26 protein-coding genes and 2 tRNA genes are annotated in these 24,353 nt (G+C 62.1%); 19 read left to right on the forward strand and 9 right to left on the reverse strand.

Translation table 11 applies throughout. The annotated features are described in order from the left end of the window. Positions 1–18: 18 nt before the first annotated feature. The 3 genes from G9463_RS05815 to G9463_RS05825 form a co-directional block, all read right to left on the reverse strand. A tRNA-Ile gene (locus G9463_RS05815) sits at positions 19–92 on the reverse strand. Positions 93–173: 81 nt separating this feature from the next. Beyond that, positions 174–731, reverse strand: a complete 558-nt coding sequence (locus G9463_RS05820) for an FxsA family protein (protein ID WP_007189126.1) — start codon at positions 729–731, stop codon at positions 174–176. A gap of 73 nt (positions 732–804) precedes the next feature. After that, positions 805–2,181, reverse strand: a complete 1,377-nt coding sequence (locus G9463_RS05825) for a cytochrome P450 (RefSeq protein ID WP_165896221.1) — start codon at positions 2,179–2,181, stop codon at positions 805–807. An 81-nt stretch (positions 2,182–2,262) separates the two neighbouring features. Between G9463_RS05825 and G9463_RS05830 the strand changes: the two genes are divergently transcribed. After that, the gene (locus G9463_RS05830) at positions 2,263–3,876 is read left to right on the forward strand and encodes a DUF255 domain-containing protein (protein ID WP_011224733.1); all 1,614 of its coding nucleotides are present in this window, start codon (positions 2,263–2,265) and stop codon (positions 3,874–3,876) included. Between the two features lie 76 nt (positions 3,877–3,952). Then, positions 3,953–4,759, forward strand: coding sequence for a TrmB family transcriptional regulator (locus G9463_RS05835; protein ID WP_004593852.1), 807 nt, complete (start codon positions 3,953–3,955; stop codon positions 4,757–4,759). A 137-nt stretch (positions 4,760–4,896) separates the two neighbouring features. On the opposite strand, the gene mptA is transcribed toward G9463_RS05835, so the two are convergent. The 3 genes from mptA to G9463_RS05850 all read right to left on the reverse strand — a co-directional run bounded on the left by mptA (position 4,897) and on the right by G9463_RS05850 (position 7,624). After that, positions 4,897–5,826 (reverse strand): GTP cyclohydrolase MptA, encoded by a 930-nt coding sequence (gene mptA / locus G9463_RS05840; RefSeq protein ID WP_165896222.1) that lies wholly within the window; start codon positions 5,824–5,826, stop codon positions 4,897–4,899. A gap of 87 nt (positions 5,827–5,913) precedes the next feature. Continuing rightward, positions 5,914–6,513: a response regulator gene (locus G9463_RS05845; protein WP_011224731.1), complete on the reverse strand. Its 600-nt coding sequence runs from the start codon at positions 6,511–6,513 to the stop codon at positions 5,914–5,916. A gap of 73 nt (positions 6,514–6,586) precedes the next feature. Next, positions 6,587–7,624, reverse strand: a complete 1,038-nt coding sequence (locus G9463_RS05850) for an AsnC family transcriptional regulator (RefSeq protein ID WP_004964094.1) — start codon at positions 7,622–7,624, stop codon at positions 6,587–6,589. Positions 7,625–7,733: 109 nt separating this feature from the next. On the opposite strand from G9463_RS05850, the gene G9463_RS05855 reads away from it, so the two are divergent. From G9463_RS05855 to G9463_RS05920, 14 genes are all read left to right on the forward strand, one after another. Next, positions 7,734–8,819 carry an anthranilate phosphoribosyltransferase gene (locus G9463_RS05855; RefSeq protein ID WP_004964096.1) on the forward strand — a complete coding sequence of 362 codons (1,086 nt, stop codon included), beginning with the start codon at positions 7,734–7,736 and terminating at the stop codon, positions 8,817–8,819. Positions 8,820–8,876: 57 nt separating this feature from the next. After that, the gene (locus tag G9463_RS05860) at positions 8,877–9,809 is read left to right on the forward strand and encodes an alpha/beta fold hydrolase (RefSeq protein ID WP_165896223.1); all 933 of its coding nucleotides are present in this window, start codon (positions 8,877–8,879) and stop codon (positions 9,807–9,809) included. Positions 9,810–9,975: 166 nt separating this feature from the next. Continuing rightward, complete coding sequence (locus tag G9463_RS05865; protein ID WP_165896224.1) at positions 9,976–10,524, forward strand: peptidylprolyl isomerase; 549 nt, start codon at positions 9,976–9,978, stop codon at positions 10,522–10,524. Positions 10,525–10,563: 39 nt separating this feature from the next. Further along, complete coding sequence (locus tag G9463_RS05870; protein WP_004964102.1) at positions 10,564–11,349, forward strand: MOSC domain-containing protein; 786 nt, start codon at positions 10,564–10,566, stop codon at positions 11,347–11,349. A 56-nt stretch (positions 11,350–11,405) separates the two neighbouring features. Continuing rightward, positions 11,406–11,747, forward strand: a complete 342-nt coding sequence (locus G9463_RS05875) for a hypothetical protein (RefSeq protein WP_004964105.1) — start codon at positions 11,406–11,408, stop codon at positions 11,745–11,747. 267 nt (positions 11,748–12,014) lie between these two features. Beyond that, positions 12,015–13,862, forward strand: coding sequence for an ABC transporter substrate-binding protein (locus tag G9463_RS05880; RefSeq protein WP_127013837.1), 1,848 nt, complete (start codon positions 12,015–12,017; stop codon positions 13,860–13,862). A gap of 112 nt (positions 13,863–13,974) precedes the next feature. Then, positions 13,975–15,015 (forward strand): ABC transporter permease, encoded by a 1,041-nt coding sequence (locus G9463_RS05885; protein WP_007189133.1) that lies wholly within the window; start codon positions 13,975–13,977, stop codon positions 15,013–15,015. Next, positions 15,015–16,472 (forward strand): ABC transporter permease, encoded by a 1,458-nt coding sequence (locus G9463_RS05890; protein WP_193569548.1) that lies wholly within the window; start codon positions 15,015–15,017, stop codon positions 16,470–16,472. Before G9463_RS05885 ends, G9463_RS05890 begins: the two co-directional genes overlap by 1 nt. Continuing rightward, a complete protein-coding gene (locus G9463_RS05895) occupies positions 16,469–17,689 on the forward strand; it encodes an ABC transporter ATP-binding protein (RefSeq protein ID WP_165896226.1) in 1,221 nt (406 codons plus the stop codon). The genes G9463_RS05890 and G9463_RS05895 overlap by 4 nt, the downstream gene beginning before the upstream one ends. Beyond that, the gene (locus tag G9463_RS05900) at positions 17,682–19,019 is read left to right on the forward strand and encodes an ABC transporter ATP-binding protein (RefSeq protein ID WP_165896227.1); all 1,338 of its coding nucleotides are present in this window, start codon (positions 17,682–17,684) and stop codon (positions 19,017–19,019) included. The genes G9463_RS05895 and G9463_RS05900 overlap by 8 nt, the downstream gene beginning before the upstream one ends. Further along, positions 19,012–19,419 carry a hypothetical protein gene (locus G9463_RS05905; protein WP_004964121.1) on the forward strand — a complete coding sequence of 136 codons (408 nt, stop codon included), beginning with the start codon at positions 19,012–19,014 and terminating at the stop codon, positions 19,417–19,419. The genes G9463_RS05900 and G9463_RS05905 overlap by 8 nt, the downstream gene beginning before the upstream one ends. Positions 19,420–19,456: 37 nt before the next feature. After that, complete coding sequence (locus G9463_RS05910) at positions 19,457–19,981, forward strand: hypothetical protein (protein ID WP_121303787.1); 525 nt, start codon at positions 19,457–19,459, stop codon at positions 19,979–19,981. 148 nt (positions 19,982–20,129) lie between these two features. Next, positions 20,130–20,214: transfer RNA gene (locus G9463_RS05915), tRNA-Leu, on the forward strand. A 217-nt stretch (positions 20,215–20,431) separates the two neighbouring features. Beyond that, a complete protein-coding gene (locus tag G9463_RS05920; RefSeq protein WP_011224719.1) occupies positions 20,432–20,944 on the forward strand; it encodes a DUF5813 family protein in 513 nt (170 codons plus the stop codon). A 39-nt stretch (positions 20,945–20,983) separates the two neighbouring features. Here G9463_RS05920 and G9463_RS05925 read toward each other — a convergent pair whose 3' ends face one another. Both G9463_RS05925 and G9463_RS05930 read right to left on the reverse strand, forming a co-directional pair. Next, positions 20,984–21,214, reverse strand: coding sequence for an Lrp/AsnC family transcriptional regulator (locus G9463_RS05925; RefSeq protein ID WP_004593869.1), 231 nt, complete (start codon positions 21,212–21,214; stop codon positions 20,984–20,986). Between the two features lie 2 nt (positions 21,215–21,216). Beyond that, positions 21,217–21,903 (reverse strand): TrkA family potassium uptake protein, encoded by a 687-nt coding sequence (locus G9463_RS05930; RefSeq protein ID WP_004964130.1) that lies wholly within the window; start codon positions 21,901–21,903, stop codon positions 21,217–21,219. Between the two features lie 140 nt (positions 21,904–22,043). On the opposite strand from G9463_RS05930, the gene G9463_RS05935 reads away from it, so the two are divergent. Both G9463_RS05935 and G9463_RS05940 read left to right on the forward strand, forming a co-directional pair. Continuing rightward, positions 22,044–22,274, forward strand: a complete 231-nt coding sequence (locus G9463_RS05935; protein WP_004964133.1) for an Lrp/AsnC ligand binding domain-containing protein — start codon at positions 22,044–22,046, stop codon at positions 22,272–22,274. 52 nt (positions 22,275–22,326) lie between these two features. Then, the gene (locus G9463_RS05940) at positions 22,327–22,647 is read left to right on the forward strand and encodes a hypothetical protein (protein ID WP_004964136.1); all 321 of its coding nucleotides are present in this window, start codon (positions 22,327–22,329) and stop codon (positions 22,645–22,647) included. Here G9463_RS05940 and tmk read toward each other — a convergent pair. Further along, positions 22,644–23,231, reverse strand: coding sequence for a dTMP kinase (tmk, locus tag G9463_RS05945; RefSeq protein WP_011224718.1), 588 nt, complete (start codon positions 23,229–23,231; stop codon positions 22,644–22,646). The genes G9463_RS05940 and tmk overlap by 4 nt on opposite strands. Before the next feature lie 140 nt (positions 23,232–23,371). Between tmk and G9463_RS05950 the strand changes: the two genes are divergently transcribed. Next, complete coding sequence (locus G9463_RS05950) at positions 23,372–24,271, forward strand: complex I NDUFA9 subunit family protein (protein ID WP_004964141.1); 900 nt, start codon at positions 23,372–23,374, stop codon at positions 24,269–24,271. Positions 24,272–24,353 lie beyond the last annotated feature (82 nt).

Here is a 24,353-nt window from a genome sequence, read left to right on the forward strand (position 1 = left end):
AACGGGAAGAACTCGGTATGGGCCAACGCGGATTTGAACCGCGAACCTCCCGGTTATCAGCCGAGCGCTCAACCTGATTGAGCTATTGGCCCAACGCATTCTTTTGTACCCGAGGGGTATTGAAAAGGGTAACGTTTCGCGGCCGGTTAGGGATGTGAAACCGCGTCAGGGCTTCAGTTTTCGTCGCTATCGTCGAAGTCGACGTCAGTGGCTTCGGTGGGGTCGAAGGAGGTGCCGGAGCCGGAACCGGACCCCGAACTGGGGCCGCCATCTGGACCGGTCGCACCGGGGCCGGCCGGGCCGTTCTCGTCGTTAGGGAACCCGCCGACGTACACCTGGCCGCTGGCGAAACCGCTGGTCTTGGCATCGATGTAGGGCCGGACGACCCAGCGGCGCGTGGCAGCGCGGACGGGGTACCGGGTGAACGGCACCGCGAGCAGGAGGCCAACGAAGTCCGTCACCAGGCCGGGGGTGAGGAAGAACGCGCCAGCGGCGATGAGGAGGCCGCCGTCGATGAGTTCGTCGGTCGGGAGTTCGCCGACGGCGAGCCGCTGTTGTATCTTCCGAAGCGTCGCACGGCCTTCGGCGCGGACCAGCAGCATGCCAACCAGCGCCGTCAGAACGACGAGGGCGACCGTCACGAGCGAGCCGAGGAACGGTATCGCGACCGTCACCAGTAACACGATGTCGAACAGCGGGATGAGCAGCAATAGCCCGATGACCCGGAGCATACGACTGCTTGCAGGCCCGCCCCCAAACGCCTTTCGAGAGCAGGACCGAGCTGTCGACCGCCGACGTAGCGGGTCAGCGTTCCCGCAGTCGGACTTCGACGGGGTCTGTGGGACTCAGTGTAATCTGCATCGCCAGCGACAGCGGCGGTTCGGTGACTGCTTCGACGGCGTACTGTTGGGCGATGGTTGCCAAGGCGAGTTTGGCCTCCATCCGGGCAAAGCGCATCCCGATACAGTGGCGCGGACCGCCGCCGAAGGGATAGTAGGCGTAGTCCGGGAGCGACGCTTCGAGGTCGTCGTCCCACCGTTCGGGGCGGAAGGCGTCGGGTGCGTCGTACCACCGGTCGTCCCGGTGGACGAGCCACTGCGGGAGAGTGAGCTGGGCGTCCGTCGAGAGCTCGTAGCCGCCGAGCGTCACCGGCTCTGTCGGCTGGCGAAACACCGTGAACGCGGGCGGGTACAGCCGCAGGACTTCATTCAGCACGGCATCGAGATACGGCAGTTCGAACAGGTCCTCGGGCGTCGGCTGGCGCTCCCCCAGCGTCGCGTCGAGTTCGTCGTGCAGGCGCTGCTGGCGCTTCGGATTGTTTGCCAGCAAGAACCAGGCGTAGGTGAGCGTCAGCGCCGTCGTGTCGTGACCGGCGACCAGAAACGTCAGGAGCTGGTGACCCAGTCGCTCGCGGTCCATCGTCTCGTCGTCGAGCGAAAGCAGCAGGGAGAGTACGTCGTCGCGTGCCTCGCGGGCGTGCTCGTCTTCACGCTGACGGGCGGCGATAACGTCGTCGAGCGTGGACTGGAACTCGGCCAGCGAATTAGTGACGGCGCGGTTCGTCGCCGTCGGGACCCACAGCGGGAGGTACGCCGACAGCGACCGCGGGTCCAGTCGCGTACGTAGCGCGTCGAGTAGCGGTTCCAGCGCGTCAGCAGTCGTCTCGATATCCACGTCTAGCAGTGTCTTGCCGAGAATGTTCAGCGTCAGCGACTGCATATGTGGGAGGACATCGATGCGCTGGCCGTCGCTCCAGCCCGCTGCTGCTCGGTCGGCAAACTCTGTCATCGTGTCGCCGTAGGCGGCGATGCGTTCCCGGTAGAACGCCGGCTGGAGCGCCGTCCGCTGCTGTTGCCACTCCTCGCCTTCCAGCAGGAACAGCCCCTCGCCGATAAACTGGCCGAGGGTATCCTGAAGCAGTTGTCCCTTCTCGTATACATCGGCGTCGGTCACAAGCACCTGCTCGACGAGGTCGGGATGGCAGACGAAACAGCCCGTCGTCCCGGCGACGCTGTACCCCACCATGTCGGCCTCGTGGGCCCCGGCGCGGCCATAGAACCCCAGCGGGTCACGCAACATCGCGGCGGTGTTGTCGACGAACGGGACGCGGCCGAGACGGGGTGGCCGGTCGCCCGGTGTGACCGGTTCCGGCGTTTCGCGAATCGCCTGCTGGGTATCCATCGCCCACGCTTGGACCGCGCCGCCAATCGGTCTTTCGCCGAGAGTGAGAGGGCCTTTGTACGCCCACCGCCCACACCCGGTATGGACGAATACGCACGCGACACGAAGGTCGAGTGGCGCGAGTGGGGCACAGCCCCGTTCGAGGACGCCGCCGAGTCGGGGAAGCCGGTACTGCTGGCGCTGACGGTTCCGTGGAGCGCCGAGTGCCGGGCGATGGACCGAGGCACGTATGGCGAGCCCCGCATCGCGGCCAACATCAACGACGGGTTCGTCCCGGTCCGCGTTGACGCCGACCGGAACCCACGCGTCCGGGAGCGGTACACGATGGGTGGATTCCCGTCGACGGTGTTCCTGACTCCTGAGGGCGAGGTCATCACCGGCGCGACGTTCCTCGGGCCGGACGGGTTCCGCGGTATTCTGGACTCCGTCCGGGAGTCGTGGGACGCCCAGGGCGCGGCGGCGGGCTCGATTCCCCGGCAGCTACAGGACGAATCGCCGCCGGCTGGCGAACTCCGGCCGCGCATCGAGGAACACATGGTCGAACAGTTGCTTGGCGCGTTCGACGACGAGTTCGGCGGCTGGGGAACTGACGTGAAGTTCCCGCTGCCGCGGACCGTAGAGTTCGCCCTTGTCCGAGCGCGAGACCAGGCCACCCGGACACTCGAAGCGATTCGGACACACCTGCTCGACACCTACGACGGTGGCTTCTTCCGGTACTCGACAGAGCGCAGCTGGGGGAACCCCCGGCGTGAGAAGCTACTGGACGAGAACGCTGCCCTAGTCCGGGCCTTCGCTCACGGCTACCGGTACACTGGGACTGAGGCGTACCGGGACGCCGCCCAGCGGACCGTCGACTACCTCACGACGACGCTGTGGGCCGGCGACGCGTTCGCCGCGAGCCAAGCCGGCTCGGACGAGTACTACCGGCTGGAGCCGACAGAGCGCGAAGGGACCGTGTCGCCGAACGTCGACGAGACAGTGTTCGCAGACCGCAACGGCCTCGCTATCGATGCCCTGCTGTGGGTCGCTGCCTACACTGATGACGAGCGCGCCCAGCAGTACGCCAGTCGCGCGCGAGACGCCGTCTGTGAATCGCTTGTCGACGGCGGCGAGGTCGCCCACTACGACGGCGCGGACAGCGATACCGGTCTGCTGCTTGACCAGGCCCAGCTCCTCCAGGGCCTGACGACGAGCTGGCAGGTCCTCGGTGAACCGGGGCCGGCCAAGGCTATCGCCGACTGGACCATCGAAAACCGCCAGCAAGATGACGGCGCGTTCCGGGACGGTCCCGACAGCGGCGCAGGGCTGTGTACCCGCTCGCTCCATCCGCTCGACGCGACAGTGGAACTGGCTGACGCCCTTGTCGACCTCGCGGCACTCACCGGCGAGGACCGATACCGCAACGCGGCGCTTTCAGCCGTCGAGTCCTTCGCCGGCGCAGCAGAACGGATGGGCGTCGAGGTGGCCGGCTACGCCGGCGTCGCGGCCCGCCTTCAGCAACCCCAGACGCTCACCGTCGGGGCCGAAGCGGGAACGGACCTCCACCGCGCGGCACTTCGGCTGGCCGACCACGAGACCACCGTCGTCCCGGAGCCGGACGGCGACGGCACGGCGCGACTCCTCGACGGGGACGCAATTGTCGCCGAGGGGACGACGCCGGCCGAACTCGAAGCCGCACTAACTGGCGACCGCTGACATGAACAACGACAGCAAACGTGGACAAACGGTAAACCCCCGACAAGTTTTTGCACACGTACCCTGATGTATGGGTATGTCCAGTCTCAGAGATCTCGGACTTTCCGAATATGAAGCCAGAGCATACCGGTCACTGCTGGAAACGGGACCGACAACGGCCAAGGAACTATCACGGGCCAGTGACGTTCCGATGGGCCGCATCTACGACGTGCTCAACAGCCTCGAAACGTACAATCTCGTCCGCAGCCAGACCGCCAGCAGACCGAAAAAATACGTCGCCGTCGAGCCCGACACGGCCCTCGACCGCCTGCTCGAAGACAAGAAGCGCGAACTCCAGGAAAAGGTCGGCCAGTACGAGGAAATCGTTGACGACCTCTCGTCACAGCTGGAGTCGGCAGACCCCGTCGAGGAGCCGTTCTGGACGGCCGCCGTCGGCCCCGATAACTCGCTTGACCTGTTGCTTGAGCGGCTAGCCGCCGCCGACGACGAGATTATCATGGTCGGCTCGGCACCCGCTCGACAGGTCGATATCCTCTCCGGCACCGAGCGGATCGTCGACGAACTCGAAGCGGCGTTAGAGCGTGGTGTGGAAGTGTCCCTGCTCGTCCGACCGGATCTGTTCGAAAGCCTTCCTGAGGAGGCCAACCGTGAGTACTACGAGCGCCTCTTCCACTACGACAACTACAGCGCCCGCGCCAGCCCGAACATCAGGACCACGTTCGAGCTACTCGACGGCGTCGAAGTCTGTATCGAGGTCCCACACCCGCTGGGCCGCGAGGAAACCTTCGGCGTCATCGACATGAAAGACTCCGATTTCACTGCCGATATCAGCCAGGCGTTCGAAGAACACTGGGCCGAAGCGAAACCGGTCGGCCCGCCATAGTTGGACCGCCGGAACGGGTGGGAGGAAATCGAGTCGCAAACGGCGTCCATACTGTTGTGAACTGCTTCGCTCAAAAATTTCTGCGGTTTCGCGGGTCGCTGTGCTCCCCGCTCAACGTTCCGAGAACTTCGCTGCGCTCAGTCCTCGCTGACTTCCTGCCGCAGATCGTCCAACTGTGCCACGCGCTCTGCGTGGGCGTTGTGCTGGTGGATAGACTCGTCGTTAGACTGTTTCATCGTCACGACGGCGTCGTCCGGCAGGTCCGGGAACGTGTTGACGACGCCCTCGGCAAGCGCGCGAACGCAGTCCTCGACGAACTTGGCGTCTTTGTGGGCCTCGTAGGTCATGTGGTCCTCGTCGGGCCGTTTCGCGAGGTTGTAGATGCGGGCGCTCATCGAATCGCGGGCGACTTCGATGAGTTCGTTCAGGTCGACCTCGGGCGCGCCGTCGCTCTGGACGGTGAGCGTGGCGTGGCCCCGCTGTGAGTGGCCGGCCTGCGGGTTCGTTTCGAGGAACTCCTCGATGACATCGTCTCCGACGTTTAGCTGCTTGAGCGTCTCGCGGGCGCGGGAAGCTGACATCCCCTGTGAGCACGGGCAGACGGTCATCCCGGTGACGCGAGCACCGATTTCCTCGCTCGTCCCGTCTTCAGTCGCTGTCGCCGAGGCGATGATGTCGGCGGTCGACTGTGTCGCCATTTCGGACGCCGGCGTGGACTCGTGGGTGACGTACTCCGCTTCCATCCGAACCTCCGCCTTCGTCGTGTAATCGTGCTTCTCAAGCAGGAGTTCGGCGGCGTCGCCACAGACATCCTCGACCCGATAGGCTTCCTCGGAGACAGCGGTTTCCAGCGTCTCGTCGATAACCTCCATATTGCGGGACATATCGGCACCCTTTCGCCAGGACGGCAGGTCTACGAACACTTCGAACTCCGCCATGAGTACGATGGGGTCGCGGTCACGACGCCCCAGTTTGACGAGTTTCTCGACGCCCGTCACACCGACGCGATTGAGACCGACCGTTACGTCCGGACTCGACGCCTGCACGTCCGGGAGTTGTTGACTCATTGCCCTCCCTATGGAAGAGAATCGGTTAGTGCTTTCGAAAGGGTGGGCGGGTCGCCGTGAGTCTCGAAACAACCGCTCCGACCCGGCTCAAAACTGTGTGTTGTCCGGTATTGACTCGTCCGTCTCGAAATTCCGAAACAGCAATTCGAAGTCCGTGGCGTCGAACGAATCCGTGAGTTCGTCAAGTTCCGCGCGGACTTCCTCAAGTTCGGCCCGCAGCGCAGTGAACTCCTCGCTCTCATCGAGGACAGCCTGTGGTTTCGATGATTCCAGTGCAGCGTATTTCGCCGTGAGCGAGTAGCATTCCCGGAGGCGTTCCTCGTAATCGGCGTACAGAAGCAACTGTTCGATTGTCTGGAAGAGGTCCGCCTTCGACACTGGTTTGAGGACGTAATCATCGAAGGGCATCTCGATGATATCAAAATCGGGGTCTACTGCGGTCACCATCGCCACGCGCGTATCGTAGCGCTTCTCACGGATCGCCGACAGCACCTCGTCGCCGGAGAGGTCCGGCATCCGCCGGTCTAACAGGACAACATCGACTGCGGAGTCCAGCTTCGAGAGGGCGGCCTCACCACTGTATGCCGTCTCGACTGTGTAGCGTTCCCCTAACTGGTCCGCGTACACGTCTGCCACCGCTGGCTCGTCGTCGACAACGAGGATTGTCACTTGCCGACCCTTTGTCATTAGCTAGCATATTTACAGCAGAATTCCAAAAGGGTTCCGGCCACCGTTCCCGGGACACCCTAATTGAGAACGGTTACTGGCCGACGATGTCGTCGTATCGTGCCCCAGTCTGTTTCAGCGTCTCCGTCGAGTACAGCCGGCCGTGGTCGTACGGGAGGTGGTCAGTCGCGAGTTCGTCTATCTTCTCGTCCACGATGTCCGCTTCGCGTCCGTGGATCATTGTAAACAGGTTGTACTGCCAGTCCTGCTCCGGGCGGCGTGGCCGGTGATAGCAGAGCGTGACATAGGGGAGTTCGCCGACTGCCTGCCCACGCTCGTCGAGGGCGTCGTCCGGCACGTCCCAGACGACCATGCAGTTGTTGTCGAACCCGGTGACGATGTGATTCACGACACAGCCGATGCGCTTGATACAGCCGGTTCGCTGGAGTCGCTTGATAGCCGAGAGTACTTCGGACACGTCGGCATCGACAGCGTCCGCCACGTCTCGGTATGGCGTTGCGACAAGCGGGAAACCAGTCTGAATTTCGAGCAACAACCGTCGGTCCAGTTCCGAGAGGTCCGCGGCGGCATCTTCGCTTATTCGAGTCGCAGTGGCGTCGGTCGTCTCCAGACTCTCCCGGGCGAACCGGTCACCGTTGACAACCGGGAACTCCAGATCGATGTAGTAATCAGTCAACATCGGCAAGACGAGTACCGAACAGCCGGTTCGCTCCTCAATCTCGGCCAGAATCTCGTCGCGTCGCTGTCGGGAGCCTGCAGTGACAACAAACCACATATTCCACTCGTGGTCGCGAGCGTAGTTGTGGTTCACCTGCCGGTACCCGTTGATTATCTCGGCAACCTCGTCGAACCGGTCCTCGGGGGCACTGACAGCAGCCAGCGTCGAAGAGCCGATGACCGGCGGATTAAGAACCGGACCGAACCGACGGAAAATGCCGTCGTCACGGAGCGTTTTGACCCGGTCGAGTGCTGTTCCCGCCGAGACCCCCAGCGCATCACCAACGGCCTCGAAGGGGCGTTCCTGAATCGGGAAGTCACTCTGGAACTCATCGATGAGCGCAGCGTCTACCTCGTCGATCTGCTCGCGCCACTCGCCCGACTGGAGACTCATTGTATTCGATTAGGAGTGTAGTCGTGTATCCCTTTCGGGAAGGCGGTCAGTTCCCATAAACTGAGAACAAAACGCAGGGGCTTTTGAACTCTGGCCCGAACACGTTTCCATGGCGCAAGCGACCCGGGAGTACGGCGAATGGCCGCTCAAACGACTCATGACGGAAGTCGTCGGCTCCGGTCACAAATCGGCTGACGATATGTCCCGCACACAGGCCCGGGAGGCGTTCCAGCGCATCCTCGGCGACGAACCCGACCACACGACGCTTGGCGCGTTCTGGCTCGCCAACCGCTGGAAGCGCAACACCCCCGAGGAACTGGGTGCGTATGTCGACGTGATGTCCGAGGAATCGGTCGAGACAGCTACGCCAGAAGCTGACCCTGTCGACTGCGGGGCCAACTACGACGGCAAAGGCCGGTCCGCGATTCTCGGCGTCGGCGCAGGTGTCGTCGCCGCCGCCGCCGGGACGCCCGTTGTCGTCCACTCCGGCGACCGCGTCCCGACGCAGAAGCAGGACGCCTACAAGCACGTGTTAGACGAACTGGGCGTCCGAACCGAAATCGAGCCGAGCGAAAGTGCCGATATGGTCGACGAGGTCGGCTTCGGCTACTACTACCAGCCCGAGTTCAACCCCGGCATCGACGCCCTGTTCGAGCGCCGCGACAACATGGGCGTCCGGACGTTCGTCAACACTGTCGAGACGCTTGCGAACCCCGCCAACGCCAGTGTGCATCTCGGCAGCTTCTACCACCTGGCCTTCGCGAAGAAGATGGTCCGAACGCTCGCCCAGTCCGAGACCAGCAGCGTCGAGCGCGCCCTGTTTTTCCAGGGGATGGAAGGCTACGACGACGTTCGCCCCGGCGAGACAATCGTGGCCGAATGGCCCGTCACCGGCGAGGAGTCCGACGACGAGGACATCGCAGACTTCGAAATCCGCACCGGCGAGTACGGGATGGACATTGAGAGCGAGGACCTGCAGGTCGACGACATAGCCGAAGAGTCGGCGGCGATAACCGAGGCTGTGCTGGCCGGCGAGCGCGAGGACGGCTTCGCCGACGCTGTCGCGCTCAACGCCGCCCTCCGCATTTACGCCCGTGAGGACGCCGACAGTATTCAGGACGGCCTCGAACAGGCCCGTGAAGCGATTGCCGACGGCAGCGCAGCGGCGACACTCGACGAGCTTCGGACCTTCTAAGCCGGTAACGGCCCACAGAGCGGAACCCACTTTTACCGAGCGGGCGAAATGATTCTGATGGGACAACACGCCAGCGCTCGTGACAGCACTGCGTGGACGGTACCCGCAGCAGAAACCCCCGGAATCCACGAGCTGGTCGACACGAACGGTATCAGGCTTCATACCGTGACCGCCGGGCCGCCGGACGGCGACCTCGTCGTCCTGTTGCACGGCTTTCCGGAGTTCTGGTACGCCTGGAAACACCAGCTCCCGGCGCTCGCGGACGCCGGCTACCGCGTGGTTGCACCCGACCTCCGGGGCTACAACCACTCCGACAAGCCCGAGGGCGTCGGAGCCTATCACATCGACGAACTGGTCGCCGATGTCGCGGGCCTCGTGTCGGCGTTCGACCGCGAACAGGCCCACATTGTTGGGCACGACTGGGGCGGTGTCATCGCCTGGCAGACCGCTATCGACCGTCCCGATGTTGTCGACCAGCTTGCGGTTCTGAATGCACCACACCCCTCGGCATACGAACGAGCGCTCCGCCACTCGGTCGACCAGTTATTGCGCTCCTGGTACGTGCTGTTCTTCCAGCTTCCCGCGCTTCCGGAGGCCAGCCTCGGCTGGAACGATTTCACCATGCTGGAGCGCATTCTGACTGACGGACCGACCCGCCCTGACGCCTTCACCGAGACCGACGTGCGGCGGTACAAGCGGGCGCTCGGGCAGCCGGGCGCGCGCACGGCCGCGGTCAACTACTACCGGGCGCTTGGCCGGCGGAACGCAAAGCTGACGCTCACGGCGGGCGGGGTCGGCAACCGTCCAGTGACAGCGTCAGCGCTCCTTATCTGGGGTGTTCAGGACGATGCGCTCTCGCTCGACCTGACCCAGGACCTCGAAGAATGGGTCCCGGACTGTCGAGTCGAGCGGCTCCCGGCGGCGAGCCACTGGGTCCAGTTCGACGCCCCCGAGCAGGTCTCGGAGCTACTGCTGTCACACCTGCCGTAGCCCGGCGCAACGAACAGCCGACACTCCCGCTCGCGTGGCGACGTGTCGGACTCCCGCGTCCCGCCACGCGACAGCTACTCAGACCATGGCGGCGATGGCCTCGTTGCAGTACGTGAATCCTCGGTCAGTGGGCAGGCTTTTCTGCCGGGCTTCCCTCCGATTGAGTATGAGTGACCTGACTGCAACCCTCCACACGACAGAGGGCGAGATCGAAGTCGAACTGTACGACGAGCGCGTGCCGACTACCGTCGAGAACTTCGTCGGCCTGGCCGAAGGGGCCGACGACTACGACGGGACCGAAATCGGCCCGGGGACCGGCGCGTGGGAAGACCCTGAATCCAGCGAGAAGCGCATCGACCCGCTGTACACTGATATCGACATCCACCGGATCATCGAGAACTTCATGATCCAGATGGGCGACCCGACCGGCACTGGTCGCGGCGGCCCCGGCTACTCCTTCGACGACGAGTTCCACGACGAACTCAGCCACGACGGCCCGGGCGTCCTCAGCATGGCCAACAGCGGCCCGAACACCAACGGCTCGCAGTTCTTCATCACCCTCGACGCCCAGCCCCACCTCGACGGCAAGCACGCCGTCTTCGGGAAGGTCATCGACGGAATGGACGTTGTCGAGTCTATCGGCAGCGTCGACACCGACCGCAACGACGCGCCGACCGAGGAGATGCTGCTGGAATCGGTCGACGTTCACCGGTAACCAGACAACGTTTTCGTTGTTCCGACCGAGCAACCGATAGTGGCACACGTCGAACGACTCACCGTCTACCCCGTCAAGGCACTGGACGGCATGGACTGCGACTCAGTATCGATGCGTCCGGGCGGGACGCTGGCGCACGACCGCGAGTTCGCCCTGTTCGACGCCGACGGCGACGTGGTCAACGGGAAGCGAACCCGCCGCGTCCACGACATCGACACCGGCTACGACACCGAAACGGGGACGCTGTCGGTCACCACCGACGGCGATAGCGCGTCGTTCAGACTCCGGGATGCAAGTGATCGCACCCGAGCCGCCGACTGGCTCAGCAAATTTTTCGATGTGGACCTGACCGTCGAGCGCGACGAGACACTTGGGTACGTCGACCGGCGGGAAATGGGGCCGTCGGTCATCAGCACCGCGACACTGGAAACGGTGGCATCGTGGTTCGACGACGTGACTGTCGACGGGCTGCGCCGACGACTCCGGGCGAACGTCGAGGTCGGCGGCGTCCCGGCGTTCTGGGAAGACCGCTTCGTCGGCGCGGACGCTCCAGCGTTCCGGGCCGGCAGTGTCCGCTTCGAAGGGGTGACACCCTGCGGTCGCTGTGTGGTCCCGCAGCGAGACCCCGACACCGGGAAGGAAACCCCGGGGTTCCGAGAACAGTTCATCGAACGCCGACAGGAGACGTTTCCGGAGTGGGCCGACCGGGACGCCTTCGACCATTTCTATACCCTGATGCTCATCGCCCGCGTTCCTGAGGCCGACCGCGACGCGGCGCTCGCCGTCGGGGACCCCGTCGAGGTCGTCTCGACGACTGAGACGTAGCGGCGAACAACGGCGAGACCGACAATCGAAAGACGGTCCATCCCGAACGGGGCGTAATGGCAGACGCGGACGACCACGTCGACCCGAGCGAGTTCGGCGAACAGGACGGCCCCCCGGTCGAGGAGAAGCCCTACAAAATAATCTTCGAGGCGAACAAGTGCTTCGGCGCGGGCAAATGCGCCGAGAAGTCGCGCAATTGGACGCTTGACCTGGACACTGGCATCGCCAAGCCCGAGGCGTACTTCATCGACGAGTCAGACCTCGATCACAATATTGCGGCCGCGGAGGCCTGTCCAGCCAAGAAGGACCGGGGCATCATCCACGTCATCGACCGGCGAACGAACGAAGAAATCGCCCCGGACCCAAACGGCGACGGGTCACTCTCCGTCGACTGGTAGCGCAGTTTCTGACAGCGGCCGCTGTTACTCCCACCTATCAATCCACGTAAAAACCAGTGCGCGCGGTCAATACCGCCGATAATTCCGTTGTGTGGGGTGGAATATTTGCATTCAGGTAACATTCACTACAGGATATATCATGTAAGATTACTATAAATAATAAACTGAATTTCTTCATGCGAGCAGTTTAATATTTCAAGCTACTGTATGACATAACTTCTATTTGTAGGGGGCAATTTGGGTATCAATATGCCACGTTCAAGTAGCATGGAACGGCGATCGTTTCTGAAAGCAACGGGCAGTGCTGCGGCGGCCGCAGCGCTGGCGGGATGTTCCAGTGATAGTGACGAGACTGAGGGAGCAGAGGAGGGAACCGGCGGCGGCATGGACTCGACAGACGACAGTGGGGGCGATGTCGGGACCGACCTGAAGGAAGAGGGGGACCTCTGGCGGGTCAACACGGGGACGATGACGACGATGGACCCGATCGAGGCGACCGACACCCAGTCGGGAATCGTCATCCAGCAGATGTTCGACCCACTGATGAACTATCCCGACAGTCAGCCCGCTGTAGAGGGGCTTATGGCTGCGGACTATGAGGTATCTGAGGACTTCACAACCTACACGTTCCAGTTGAAGGATGCAACCTTCCACAACGGGGACACCGTAACCGCCAGCGACTTTGTCTACGCGTTCGAGCGACTGACTGCATCTAGCAACTCCAGTCGTGCCTACTTCGTTCTGGACTCGCTGGGCGTGACACACGAGACGACGACCGAGACGGTCGACGGCGAGGAACAGGAAGTGTACCAGTCCGGGACGCTCGGCGTCGAAGCTATCGACGAAACAACGCTCGAAATCCAGCTGGAATCACCGTTTGCATCCACGCTGGAAATGCTCGCGTACTCCTCTTTCTCACCGGTTCCTGAGGGCATGGTCGGCGATATCGAAGGGTATGAGGGCGAGATGACACAGGCCGAGTTCTCCAGTTCGAACCCGGTCGGGAACGGTCCCTTCGAGTTCGACACGTGGGACTCCGGCACTGAGGCCAGGGTCAGCGCGTACGACGACTATTACGGCGAGAGCGCGAGCGTCGACGGCGTCCACTTTGCGGTCATCGAGAACGATTCGGCCAATTACAACTACGCGATGAACCGCAATGCCGACATCTTCGAGCTCCCCACGGCGCAGTACGACCCCGGGAAGGTGTCCGTCGAAGAGGAAGACGACCAGGGTCGTCAGATCGGGTCCTACGGCGAGTTGCGCAACGGCGCCACGGCCAATTACTCCGCTGTATCGAATATCGGGGTGTTCTATCTCGGGTTCAATATGGCCAGCGTACCCAAGCCGGTCCGTCAGGCGGTCGCGTACGCGATGAATCAGCACACCGTTGTCGAGCAGGTGTTCAAACAGCGCGGCGAGCCCGCCTACAACTTCACGCCGAAGTCCATCTTCCCCGGCGGCGCCCAGAACTACAACGACCGCGCCGAAAACGAGTACCCGTACGGCTACGACGACAGCCAACTCGGAGAGGCCCGCTCGGTGATGGAAGAAGCTGGCTACGGCGAAAACGAGCGGTTCGCCATGGAGCTGACAATCTACGAGTCCGGTGTCTGGAGCGAAACCGCAAGCATCCTTCGAGACCAGCTACAGAGTGTCTACATCGACCTCGAAGTCAATCAGGCGCCATTTAACACGCTGCTTGAACGTGGCCGCAACGGCGAGCTAGAGATGTACTCGCTTGGCTGGGTCGCCGACTGGCCCGCCCCGGACAACTTCCTCCAGCTGCTGAACCCGCCACAGACTGACACGAGCCTCGATTTCCCGATTTCGTACGTCAACTGGCAGCCGGAGAACGGCGACGCTGCCCAGCAGGCTGAGGAGGCATATCAGGCGATCGCCGAAAACCCGGCACCGACGGAAGAAGACCAGACCGCCCGGAACGACGCGTACATCGAGATGGAGAACGCGAACTGGGAAGACGTCGCCATGCTGCCGGTGTATCACGAGCTGACTGAGCTGTTCTGGTACGACCACGTCGACTTTGCTCCGCCTGCCGGGATGGGACCGAGCCGACAGAAGATGAACACTGTGTCGCTCGGAGACAGAGAGTAATCGCGTCCCTGCTGGCGTGACCGTCCCCGTCACGGTTGGTGACGGGAACAACTTCGCAGCCCTCAGAGATTATGAACTCACAAGTACCCGTACAACGGAGACAAGCTAAGCCATGAGCCGCGCTACGTATATGCTCAAGCGCTTGGTACTGTCAATCCCTGTTATTATATTCGGGACGACAGTAACGTTCGCAATTATCCGGCTGGGGCCGCTCAGTCCTGCAGCGGCGATCCTCGGTCCGCAAGGTGATGCACGTGCGATTCGACAGATCGAACAACGATTGGGACTGAACGAACCGCTCTGGGAACAGTACTTCGAGTTTATGGGTGACCTGTTCCTGTTCGATCTGGGCCAGTCGTGGGTGGTCAACTCCGGGACGCCGGCCATCGACCTCATCATTAGCTACGCACCGCGGACGATCTGGCTCGGATTCTGGGCGGTCCTGATCGCCCTTGGAATCGGCATTCCGCTTGGCTTCTACGCCGGCCTGAATCCGAATACGTTCTCGGATTACTTCGCCTCCTTCGGTGGGATTGTCTGGCGAGCGATGCCGAACTTCTGGCTCGCGGTCATTCTGGTGACGGTGCTCTCGCAGTCGGAACAGCTGTTCGGGTTCAGCTGGACCAGTTTCATCGTGGAGACGAACGTCGTGACCTCGCCGAACCTCGCCGTGCTCAAGAATCCCACGAGATTGATAACTGACCCGGGACAGGCATGGACCAACCTCGCGAAAGCGACAAAGCAGATACTGCCGCCCGCACTGGTGCTCGGGTCCGCGTCGATGGGGACAGAGATGCGTATCGGCCGAACTGCCGTGCTCGAAACGATCAACTCGAAGTACGTCGAAACGGCCAAGGCCAAAGGCGTCTCACCGCGAGTCCTGGTGTGGAAGCACATCTTCCGAAACGCCCTGATTCCGCTCGTGCCGGTGATCACTGCGGAAGCGTTCATCCTGATTGGCGGGTCAGTACTCGTCGAAACTGTCTTCTCGATTAACGGTATCGGTCTCCTGTTCTTCCGGGCGGCAGAGCAGGGTGACCTCCCGCTTGTTGGAACACTGATGTATCTGTTTATCCTCCTTATCGTCGGGCTGAATATCGTACAGGACTTCGCGTACACAATTATCGACCCACGCGTGGGGTACGACGCATGATGGAGACAGAACTCACCGAAGACATCGATCAACCGTTGCGGGACCGACTCAAGGCCCACCCCGGGCCGGCACTGCTGTGGGGGGCCGGGCTCTGTCTCCTGTTGTTGCTTGAGGGACCGACGTACCTCGATGGGCTGCTCGGCGCGATTGGCTTCGGACTCGGGCTACTTCCGGGCGCGCCCGGTGCCGAGGCGTTCGCCAGTGCGTCGGGGTTCTTCAGCGAACTGCCGCACCTGCTGAGCCGCGAACTGATACCCAACCGAGGATACTACGACGGGAGCGCCTGGCAAGGCACGTTCCTCGGCCTTGAGCCGAAGTACGCATGGCTCATTCGCTTCCTGCTGGTGTACGTATACGTTGCAGTCTTGCTGGGCTGGCTGTGGTACGGGTATGTGACGTTCCGCCGGCACTATCGCGCCGCTGACTGGACGCCGACTGACGACGTCATCGACCGACTCCGAAGCCACTACTGGGGCCTGTTCGGACTTGCGGTCGTCGTCTTCTTCATCACGATGGCCGCGTTCGCGCCCGTTGTCGGCCCAACGACGGCCGAAGAGAATATCGAGGGACCGTACTCCCACGATATGCAGTACTACGACGCGGACACGGAGACGGTCGAAACGATCACTATCGGTGAGGCGAATCTCGGTTCCGCCTCCCGCGGGAGCGGTGACAGCAACGTCGGAATCTGGAGTTACGACGACTTCGGGCGGTTCCATCCCGTCGGAACGCTCGTCAGCGGCAAGGACCTGTTCACCTTCCTCGCCTTTGGTGCACGGGTGTCGCTGTTCATCGGCCTTGGATCGATGGCGATTGCAGGATTTATTGCGACGACGCTGGCATTAGTTACCGCCTACTACAAGGGGGTGACTGACCTCATCGTGGTACTGACCAGTGACTCCGTGCAGGCAATGCCAGCATTGTTGCTGGTGATTCTTGCGACAGTGGTGTTCAAGAATCACTGGATAGCAGAGCTGTACAACGGGGCGATGCTGTTCATCCTCCTGTTCGCGTTAATACGCTGGCCGGGGCTATGGCGAGCGGTGCGTGGCCCTGCGTTACAGGTCGGGGAACAGGAGTGGGTCGACGCGGCAAAGAGTTACGGCCAGCGACCCACTGTGATCATGCGGAAACATATGGCACCGTATATCCTCGGCTATCTCTTGGTTTACGCCTCGCTAACACTGGGCGGGGTCATTATTTCGGTCTCTGCCCTCTCGTTCCTCGGGCTCGGGATTACCGCCCCGACTCCTGAGTGGGGGCGGGCGATCAACATTGGACAGTCGTACATCGCCAGTCAGTCCTGGCACATCTCGCTCATTCCGGGTATCCTGATTACGCTGGTCGTTACCGGGTTCAACGCACTGAGTGATGGGATTCGTGACGCTATCGACCCACAGAGCGAGGGTGCTGAAGGCGGTGCAACTGGCGCGGCCGCCGGGGGTGGTGGCGGATGAGCCACACCGAAGACGGCGAGCCACTGCTGGCCGTAGACAACCTCCGGACAGTGTTCCACAGCGACCGAGAGGAGATCCGCGCTGTCGACGGGGTGTCCTTCGAAATCGCTCGCGGCGAGACACTCGGTATTGTCGGCGAATCCGGCTCCGGCAAAAGTGTCACCGCGCGCTCGATAATGGGACTGGTCGAAAGTCCGGGCGAAATCCGCGAGGAGTCGTCCATACGATTAGACGGGAGAGAGCTGACGGCGCTTTCAGAGAAGGAGTACCGGTCAGTTCGTGGCGGGGACATCGCGATGGTGTTTCAGGACCCGCTGAGCTCACTCAACCCGGTGTACACTGTCGGGAACCAGATCATCGAGGCGCTAGAGCTCCACCGCGATATGGAAGGTGCCGAAGCCAAGTCGGAAGCCATCGAACTGCTGCGTGCAGTCGGCATCCCCGACGCGGCGCGGCGTGTCGATGAGTTCCCACACGAGTTCTCCGGCGGGATGCGCCAGCGAGCCGTCATCGCGATGGCACTGGCCTGTGACCCAGACCTGCTCATCTGTGATGAGCCGACGACGGCGCTCGATGTCACTATTCAGGCCCAGATTCTGGACCTGTTGCAGGAGATTCAGACGGAGCGTGACATCGGCATCATGTTCATTACGCACGACATGGGCGTCATCGCGGAAGTTGCTGACCGCGTCGCCGTGATGTACGCCGGCGAAGTCGTTGAGCAAGCACCCGTCAAGGAACTGTTCGCAAACCCACACCATCCATACACGCAGGGACTTCTGCAGAGTATTCCCGGCCGGAACCCCAGTACGGATCGGCTACCCACTATCGAAGGGGACGTGCCGACGCCGCACGAATCGGCGTCGTTCTGCCGATTCGTCAGCCGGTGCCCGAAGGGCTTCGACGAGTGTGAGCGGGTCCATCCCGCCCACGTCGAGGTCGGCGACTCAGCAGACCACACCGCCGCCTGTCTCCTGTACCCCGAAGATATGCCTACCGACGACACTGTGACACAGCACGAAGCGAACGCAGACCAGACAGGTGCCGAGGCAGACGAAGCGCTGTCGGCGGACGACTGGCCGGCTGCGAAGCGAAACGCCGGAGAGGATACCAGTCCGGTCGGGTCCGACGACAGCGATGCCCGGGCTGATGGTGGCCACGGCCACAGTGCCGGGGACACCGGCGAACACAGTGAGGGAGGTGACCCAGATGAGTGAATCAGTCGTCGATACCGTGTCGCACCAAGCCGACGAGACGTTGCTCGATGTACAGGACCTGAAGACGTACTACGAAGGCGGTGGACTGCTCGGGGGAGACCCGGTGAAAGCCGTCGACGGCGTGAACTTCGAAATCTCACGCGGCGAGACGTTCGGGCTAGTCGGTGAATCCGGCTGTGGCAAGACAACTCTGGGTCGGACGCTCATCCAGTTGGAGACGGCTACGTCTGGGACGGTCTCCTTCGATGGAACCGATATAACCGAGCTCAGCGGCGGCGACCTCAAGCAGTGGCGCCGCAACGCCCAGATGGTGTTTCAGGACCCCGAGTCGAGCCTCAACGACCGGATGACTGTCGGCGAGATTATCCGCGAACCGCTGGACGTTCACGAACAGGGCACGGCCCGCGAGCGTCGGGAGAAAGTGCGGACACTGCTCGACCAGGTCGGGCTCATGCCGGAGCACTACTACCGATATCCCCACCAGTTCTCCGGCGGGCAGCGACAGCGCATCGGCATTGCTCGCGCACTCGCACTCGAACCGGAGTTCGTCGTCCTCGACGAACCCGTTTCGGCACTCGACGTGTCCGTTCAGGCCCAGATACTCAATCTGCTGGAGGAGCTCCAAGAGGAGTTCGGTCTCACGTACCTCTTCATCGCGCACGACCTGAGCGTGGTCCGGCACATCTGTGACCGCGTCGGGGTGATGTATCTCGGGAACCTCATGGAAGTCGGGCCGACGGAGCAGTTGTTCCAGAGCCCAGAAAACCCCTACACGCGCGCATTGCTGTCGGCGATTCCAGAACCGGATCCGACGGTTCAGGTGGATCGGATCACCCTACCGGGCTCACCACCGAGTCCACGGGATCCGCCGCAGGGGTGTCCCTTCGCAACGCGGTGTCCCGTTCGGATTCGGCCAGAGGACATAGACGCTAGCGATGCGGTGTGGGACCGGATTCGAGAGTTCCGTGATGTCATTCGCGAGCGGTCGCGCGCGGAACAGTCGATCGGTGAGCGGCTCAAGGAACGACTCGGGTTCGACACCGCGCTGGCCGACAGCGAGGAAATCGTCGAAGAGGAGTTCAGCGACGTGACCCTTCCGCCGGACGTACAGGAGCACGTCGAGCAGGCGGCGACGTATCTCAGTGATGGCGACCCCGACGCCGCTCGTGCCTATCTCAGAGAAGTGTTCGGCAGTCAGTGTGACACCGAAACGCCGCAGTACTACGATGTCGACGATGGACGGATGAGCTTCTGTCACCGACACGCACAGGAGCACGTCTCCCCTGGCGACGAACTCCGCCAACGTGGCTACGACACGCACGATGGATAACCTGGCGGGAAAGATACTCGATCTGCTGTGGTACGCCCTCGGCGTAACGCTCACAGCGACGCTTATCGGTGGCGTGCTCTCGCCGCTCCGTGGCGGTGGCTGGGTGACAGTGAAATTCGCACTGTTTTTTATCGGCTTCGCGCTGTTTGGCTACGCCTCGGTCACACTGTGGCGTGCGCCATCTCTCGATTCCGACGAGTCCGGTGAATCAGACGTGTCGTTTGGCGTGTCAGCGCGGGAGCGGACGCCGTTCGAGTCGGTGCTGGCTCGTGCCGTGCCACCCCTCGATACGCTCGCCCCACCCGAAGACCGATTCTCGCCGCCAGTGAAACTCTTTGTTGCGAGCCTGTTCGTCCTCGGGCTCTCTCTGAGCATGGAAGTCGTCTTCGGCGTCCGGTGACACCACCATTTACCTCCCACGGGCGTAACGACTGGATATGGTTAAGACAGGTGGCGAGGGGACGGACGACCTCGAACGGCTTGCCGCCGGTTCGGACGAGCGCAAGGCATCGTGGAAACAGACGCTAGAAGAGACACAGGCACTGGCAGACCAGCGGCGGTCTAACGGCCGCGAGGCCGTCGTCGTCCCGGCCGGGGATGCGGGCCTGCAGACAGTCGACGACGGTGACGGGCTCGAACTCGTGTTCGTCATTCCGGGCAACAAGGCCGAAGACGTGACGCGGCTAGTCGAATCGAACCCCCTCGAAGCGTATGACGTGTATCGGCGGACGGTCGGAGAACAGGTATTTCTGGCCGTCGAGTACTTCGACCCAGACGCCGCCTCGTTGTTCATCGCTGGCGCGTACAAGCTCCAAGATGCCGGGAACGCGGTTACCGCTGCGAACGACGGCGCGACGTTCCAGACGATGCTCAGAAAACTGGACGGGACCCCGGTCGCAACGTTCAACCACGCAGACCGGACGAAGTTCCTCCCAACAGACAGGCTCCCTGTCGACGAGTAGGTATCGGCATCGGAGAGAGTGACAGCCACGTCGATGTGTCACGGTCCGTATCCAGTGCCGCCGACGTGACGGCGGTGGGACACGATAAGGCATCTCGCAGCCCGAGACCGAAAGGACCATTCACTAGCCCCCGCAGAGTTCAATCTGCGCGAGGGTAGCCGAGCTTGGCCAAAGGCGGTGGGCTTAAGACCCGCTCCCGTAGGGGTCCGTGGGTTCGAATCCCATCCCTCGCATTCTGCGACGAGTGGACATGAGGAGCGATATTTGCCACAGTAGTCCACAAGAGACAACCCTGACCGCTCGTCTGTGACACACTCGACAGTCCGACTTGGCCCAGATGTGGCACAGCCTGTGTGGGTTAGGGCTTCGGGTGCGGCAGTGACAGACGATCTGAACGGAGAGTGTCCGGACACGACGCGTTTTTGCACCTCTGTGGCCTATACCGGCGTAATGACTGATGTGCCAGATGACGTTGCCGAAGCGTTCGACCGACACGATGCACTCGTCTCGGCTGGAGATAGCTACGCGGTCGAGACGACGAACTTCGACGGCCGCGTGACCGCGTCTGAGGGCGAAGAGTGGCGGACAAACTACGAGGTGACGGTCAGAGCGCCGTCGCTACAGGCCGCGACAAGCGACGAGGTTGGTGACGCCGTCGTCGATGGCTGGCTTGAGACGCTGGAGCGACGGCTTGAGGACGCGCCGAAAGCGACCCGAACCGCTGTCGAACTGGACGATTACAGCGTCGTTGAGGCCGGCGAGCAGGTCGTGGTCACGTTCCAGTACACAATGGGTGGCGAACGGCAGGCCGCGGACGTCGCTAAAACCTTCGTCGAGTACGTCGAGGGGACGTACGTCGAGGGCGTCATTCCCGGTTACGACTATGTCGGCGTCGTGGCTGACCTGCTCAATTCGGCGAGTACCGGCGGGAGCGAGGGGTCTCGCGGCGGGACACCGCTGTAGTTGTACGTGTCGAGCACGGAGACAGGGTAACAGCCAGCCTCAGTCCATCGCGATATAGGTCTGTGTCGTTTCGACACCCTGGATTTCCTGGATGTGTGTCGCTGCGACATCCTTGACTTCGGCGGGCGTCTCAACGTTCACTTTTGCGATAAAGTCGACGTCACCAGCGACGATGTGGGCCTCGACAACGCCATCGACGGCTTCGATGTCATCCTTCAGACGGTCCGCGTCACCAGTGTGGGCTTTGACCATCACGTAGGCAATGACCATGTTCAGGCACCTCCAAGCGCAGTCGCGCGTTCTGATTCACCGACAACGATACTACGAACGTCAGAGAGCGTCCCGAAGTCGGCCAGTATCACGACCCGGTCGCCGGCCTCCAGCGTTTCGTCCGGGTCGGGAATAGCGAGCGGGTCCTCGCCTTTCCCGTGCGCCATTAGCCGGGAATCCGATGGCAGCTCCAGCTCCGACAGCGAGTACCCTTCCATCGGCGATTGTCTCTGAATGGTAAACTCCACGAGCTGGAGGTTCTGTGCGATGTCGGCGACCGCGCGGATGTTGCCGCCAAGCAGGGCGTTCTTTGCGGCGATAGCACCCAGCCGTTCGGGGTAGATGACCTCGTCAACGTCGGAGGCGTAGCGTCGGTAGATCTCCTCGCGGTAGTCCTCGTCGATACGCATAACGGTTCGACAGCCGTGTTCCTTGGCGATCATACAGGCAACGAAGTTGTCGTTCAGGTCGCCGGTGAGCGCGCCGAGCGCGTCGGCAGCTTCGAGGTCGGCGTTGCCGAGCGTCTCCTCGATAGCGCCGTCGCCCGCAATTACCTCGAAACCAGCCGTTCGCGCGCGTTCGACGGCGTTCTCATCGCGCTCGATGAGGACAACTTCGTGGCCACTCTCTTGCAGGACGCGAGCCGTCCGCAATCCGACACGACCTGCACCCACGATAACGAATCGCATACACCCTCCTATGGGGCGGGGGTGAATAAAAGTACCCACCCGGTGGAACCACCGGACGCCTTGACCACGATATCAAACGACAAGGCTATTGTTGTCGACTGACGGAAGCTTTTTCGTGCTATGACACGACACACCACAATATGGTTAGCGCGTTTATTATGATCAAGACCGCTGCTGGCAAATCCGAAGAACTCCTTGCGGCAGTTCGTGACGCCGAGGGCATCACCGAGGCACATATCGTCGCCGGGCAGTACGATATCATCGGCGAAGCGACGGGTACGGAAGTGTATGATATCATGCAGTCGGTCTCGGGTCACGTCCGAGACCTCGACGGCGTCGCCGACACGCGCACGTACATCTGTTTGGAGTGAGCGCCCCGCGTTGTTCCGACACGGCAAAGGGACTTGCCACCCTACGGGGAACATGGTCAGTGTCGCCGGTATTATCGGCCTGCTCGTCATCGTGCTGGTCAACAGTGCTGTGACGGCGCTCATGACGCGCTTTTTCCGCGTCCGCTTGAACACGCGGTGGGGGAGCCTCGTTTACTCGCTGCTCCTCTGTCCGGTAGTCATGGTCGTCATTCTCATCGTATTGAGCGGAGTGTTCAAACTCGGTGCAAATCTCGGGAGCCAGACGGCTGTCCTCCTCGTGACTGTCGTTATTCCACTCGCTACCGGGATTACGTTCGATTACTTCTGGATGCCAGCCCCCGACGAGGTCGAACTGCCGGCGTCGATGGATTAATCGAGAATCGCTGCCCGGACCCGTTCGTACACCGTGTCTGGGTCGGCGGTTGCGTCGACGCGAACGAACCGCTCCGGGTCGGCTTCGATAAGTCGCTCGTAGTTGTCACGAACCGTTGTGAGATACTCGGCGGTCTCAAACTTGTTCGTCGCGCCGCTTCGCCGTGCAGCGGTTTCGGGATCGAGGTCGAGATACACGGTCCGGTCCGGCGGGCGGGTCCAGGGGGCGTGGACTTCTCGGACGTACGATAGCGGGTCGTCGAACGTCCCACTACCTGCGAGTGTCGCACCCTGATAGGCGTACCGCGAGTCACTGTAGCGGTCGGAGACGACGAGCCGACCCTCGTTGAGTGCCGGTCGGACCGTCTCCGAGAGATGTGCGGCGTGGTCTGCCGTATAGAGGAACAGTTCGGCCAGCGAGTCCGCGTCGTCGTTGTCGATGGAGCGCTGGACGGCGTCTCCGTACCAGGTATCCGTCGGTTCGCGCGTGAACACAGTTTCGCTGGGGACAGCGTCGTCGCTCCGGAGCCGTTCCCACACGGTCGTCTTGCCGCTCCCGTCCAGTCCTTCGAGCGTGACGAGCATACCTCACAATCTGTGTGGGGGGACGTAAGCGCCCCGACCTGGTCGGTGCATCCGTAGACTGACACAAGTGACCGGACTGCGGGCCGATCGGGCAAAGAAATACGCCCACCTTTACGGTTCTACCGACCGTATCGGAATCCATGGATGTACTTGTCGTTGGCGGGACCGGATTTATTGGACAGCACCTGTGCCGTGCGCTTGACGAACAGGGACACGCTGTCACTGCGCTGTCCCGGTCTCCGGAGGACGCGACACTCCCAGACGGTGTCGAAACCGTCGCCGGGGATGTCACAGACTACGGTAGCATCGAGAGCGCGTTCGAGGGTCAGGACGCGGTGTATTATCTGGTCGCACTGTCGCCCCTGTTCAAGCCGGATGGCGGCGATAAGATGCACGAACGTATCCATCTCGGCGGGACCGAAAACAGCGTACAGGCCGCAGAAGAGCACGGCGTCAACCGATTCGTCCAGCTGAGCGCACTGGGTGCAGACCCTAATGGCGACACGCATTACATCCGGTCGAAAGGACAGGCCGAGCAAGTCGTTACGGGGTCCTCGCTGGACTGGACCATCTTCCGACCGTCAGTCGTCTTCGGCAAGGGCGGGGAGTTCGTCTCCTTCACGAAGCGCCTCAAAGGGATGTTCGCGCCGGGCGTCCCGCTGTATCCGCTTCCCGGCGGCGGTAGTCAGACAAAGTTCCAGCCCATCTGGGTCGGTGACCTCGTGCCGATGCTCGTCGACAGCATCGAATCCGAGGAACACGTCGGCGAGACCTACGAGATCGGTGGGCCGGAAGTACTGACACTCAGAGACGTGACCAATCAGGTGTACGATGCAGAGGGGTCGTCGGTAAGCATCGTTCCCCTTCCGATGCCGCTCGCGAAGGTCGGCCTCTCTGTCTTGGGAAGCGTTGGCTTCCCGATGGGCGCTGACCAGTACCGTTCGCTCAAATTCGATAACAGTCCGGCAACAAACGATATCGACGCGTTCGGCGTCAGTAGTGGCTCTTTAACGACACTCAGCGGATACCTCCGCGGATAATCACTGGCAGTAGCCTCCACCTATAGGGGTTTATGTCAGAAGAGATTTGTTTTCAAGCGTAGCTTTTAGGACTGAGAGCCGG

Origin of the sequence: Haloarcula sp. JP-Z28 (genome assembly GCF_011440255.1) — an archaeon.
Classification (GTDB): domain Archaea; phylum Halobacteriota; class Halobacteria; order Halobacteriales; family Haloarculaceae; genus Haloarcula; species Haloarcula marismortui.

What these genes read in the sequence shown, in the direction of transcription:
- G9463_RS05820 (WP_007189126.1), bottom strand. Translation starts at nt 731, where the DNA reads ATGCTCCGGGTCATCGGGCTATTGCTGCTCATCCCGCTGTTCGACATC.
- G9463_RS05825 (WP_165896221.1), bottom strand. Translation starts at nt 2,181, where the DNA reads ATGGATACCCAGCAGGCGATTCGCGAAACGCCGGAACCGGTCACACCG.
- G9463_RS05830 (WP_011224733.1), top strand. Translation starts at nt 2,263, where the DNA reads ATGGACGAATACGCACGCGACACGAAGGTCGAGTGGCGCGAGTGGGGC.
- G9463_RS05835 (WP_004593852.1), top strand. Translation starts at nt 3,953, where the DNA reads ATGTCCAGTCTCAGAGATCTCGGACTTTCCGAATATGAAGCCAGAGCA.
- mptA (WP_165896222.1), bottom strand. Translation starts at nt 5,826, where the DNA reads ATGAGTCAACAACTCCCGGACGTGCAGGCGTCGAGTCCGGACGTAACG.
- G9463_RS05845 (WP_011224731.1), bottom strand. Translation starts at nt 6,513, where the DNA reads ATGACAAAGGGTCGGCAAGTGACAATCCTCGTTGTCGACGACGAGCCA.
- G9463_RS05850 (WP_004964094.1), bottom strand. Translation starts at nt 7,624, where the DNA reads ATGAGTCTCCAGTCGGGCGAGTGGCGCGAGCAGATCGACGAGGTAGAC.
- G9463_RS05855 (WP_004964096.1), top strand. Translation starts at nt 7,734, where the DNA reads ATGGCGCAAGCGACCCGGGAGTACGGCGAATGGCCGCTCAAACGACTC.
- G9463_RS05860 (WP_165896223.1), top strand. Translation starts at nt 8,877, where the DNA reads ATGGGACAACACGCCAGCGCTCGTGACAGCACTGCGTGGACGGTACCC.
- G9463_RS05865 (WP_165896224.1), top strand. Translation starts at nt 9,976, where the DNA reads ATGAGTGACCTGACTGCAACCCTCCACACGACAGAGGGCGAGATCGAA.
- G9463_RS05875 (WP_004964105.1), top strand. Translation starts at nt 11,406, where the DNA reads ATGGCAGACGCGGACGACCACGTCGACCCGAGCGAGTTCGGCGAACAG.
- G9463_RS05880 (WP_127013837.1), top strand. Translation starts at nt 12,015, where the DNA reads ATGGAACGGCGATCGTTTCTGAAAGCAACGGGCAGTGCTGCGGCGGCC.
- G9463_RS05885 (WP_007189133.1), top strand. Translation starts at nt 13,975, where the DNA reads ATGAGCCGCGCTACGTATATGCTCAAGCGCTTGGTACTGTCAATCCCT.
- G9463_RS05890 (WP_193569548.1), top strand. Translation starts at nt 15,015, where the DNA reads ATGGAGACAGAACTCACCGAAGACATCGATCAACCGTTGCGGGACCGA.
- G9463_RS05895 (WP_165896226.1), top strand. Translation starts at nt 16,469, where the DNA reads ATGAGCCACACCGAAGACGGCGAGCCACTGCTGGCCGTAGACAACCTC.
- G9463_RS05900 (WP_165896227.1), top strand. Translation starts at nt 17,682, where the DNA reads ATGAGTGAATCAGTCGTCGATACCGTGTCGCACCAAGCCGACGAGACG.
- G9463_RS05905 (WP_004964121.1), top strand. Translation starts at nt 19,012, where the DNA reads ATGGATAACCTGGCGGGAAAGATACTCGATCTGCTGTGGTACGCCCTC.
- G9463_RS05910 (WP_121303787.1), top strand. Translation starts at nt 19,457, where the DNA reads ATGGTTAAGACAGGTGGCGAGGGGACGGACGACCTCGAACGGCTTGCC.
- G9463_RS05920 (WP_011224719.1), top strand. Translation starts at nt 20,432, where the DNA reads ATGACTGATGTGCCAGATGACGTTGCCGAAGCGTTCGACCGACACGAT.
- G9463_RS05925 (WP_004593869.1), bottom strand. Translation starts at nt 21,214, where the DNA reads ATGGTCATTGCCTACGTGATGGTCAAAGCCCACACTGGTGACGCGGAC.
- G9463_RS05930 (WP_004964130.1), bottom strand. Translation starts at nt 21,903, where the DNA reads ATGCGATTCGTTATCGTGGGTGCAGGTCGTGTCGGATTGCGGACGGCT.
- G9463_RS05935 (WP_004964133.1), top strand. Translation starts at nt 22,044, where the DNA reads ATGGTTAGCGCGTTTATTATGATCAAGACCGCTGCTGGCAAATCCGAA.
- G9463_RS05940 (WP_004964136.1), top strand. Translation starts at nt 22,327, where the DNA reads ATGGTCAGTGTCGCCGGTATTATCGGCCTGCTCGTCATCGTGCTGGTC.
- tmk (WP_011224718.1), bottom strand. Translation starts at nt 23,231, where the DNA reads ATGCTCGTCACGCTCGAAGGACTGGACGGGAGCGGCAAGACGACCGTG.
- G9463_RS05950 (WP_004964141.1), top strand. Translation starts at nt 23,372, where the DNA reads ATGGATGTACTTGTCGTTGGCGGGACCGGATTTATTGGACAGCACCTG.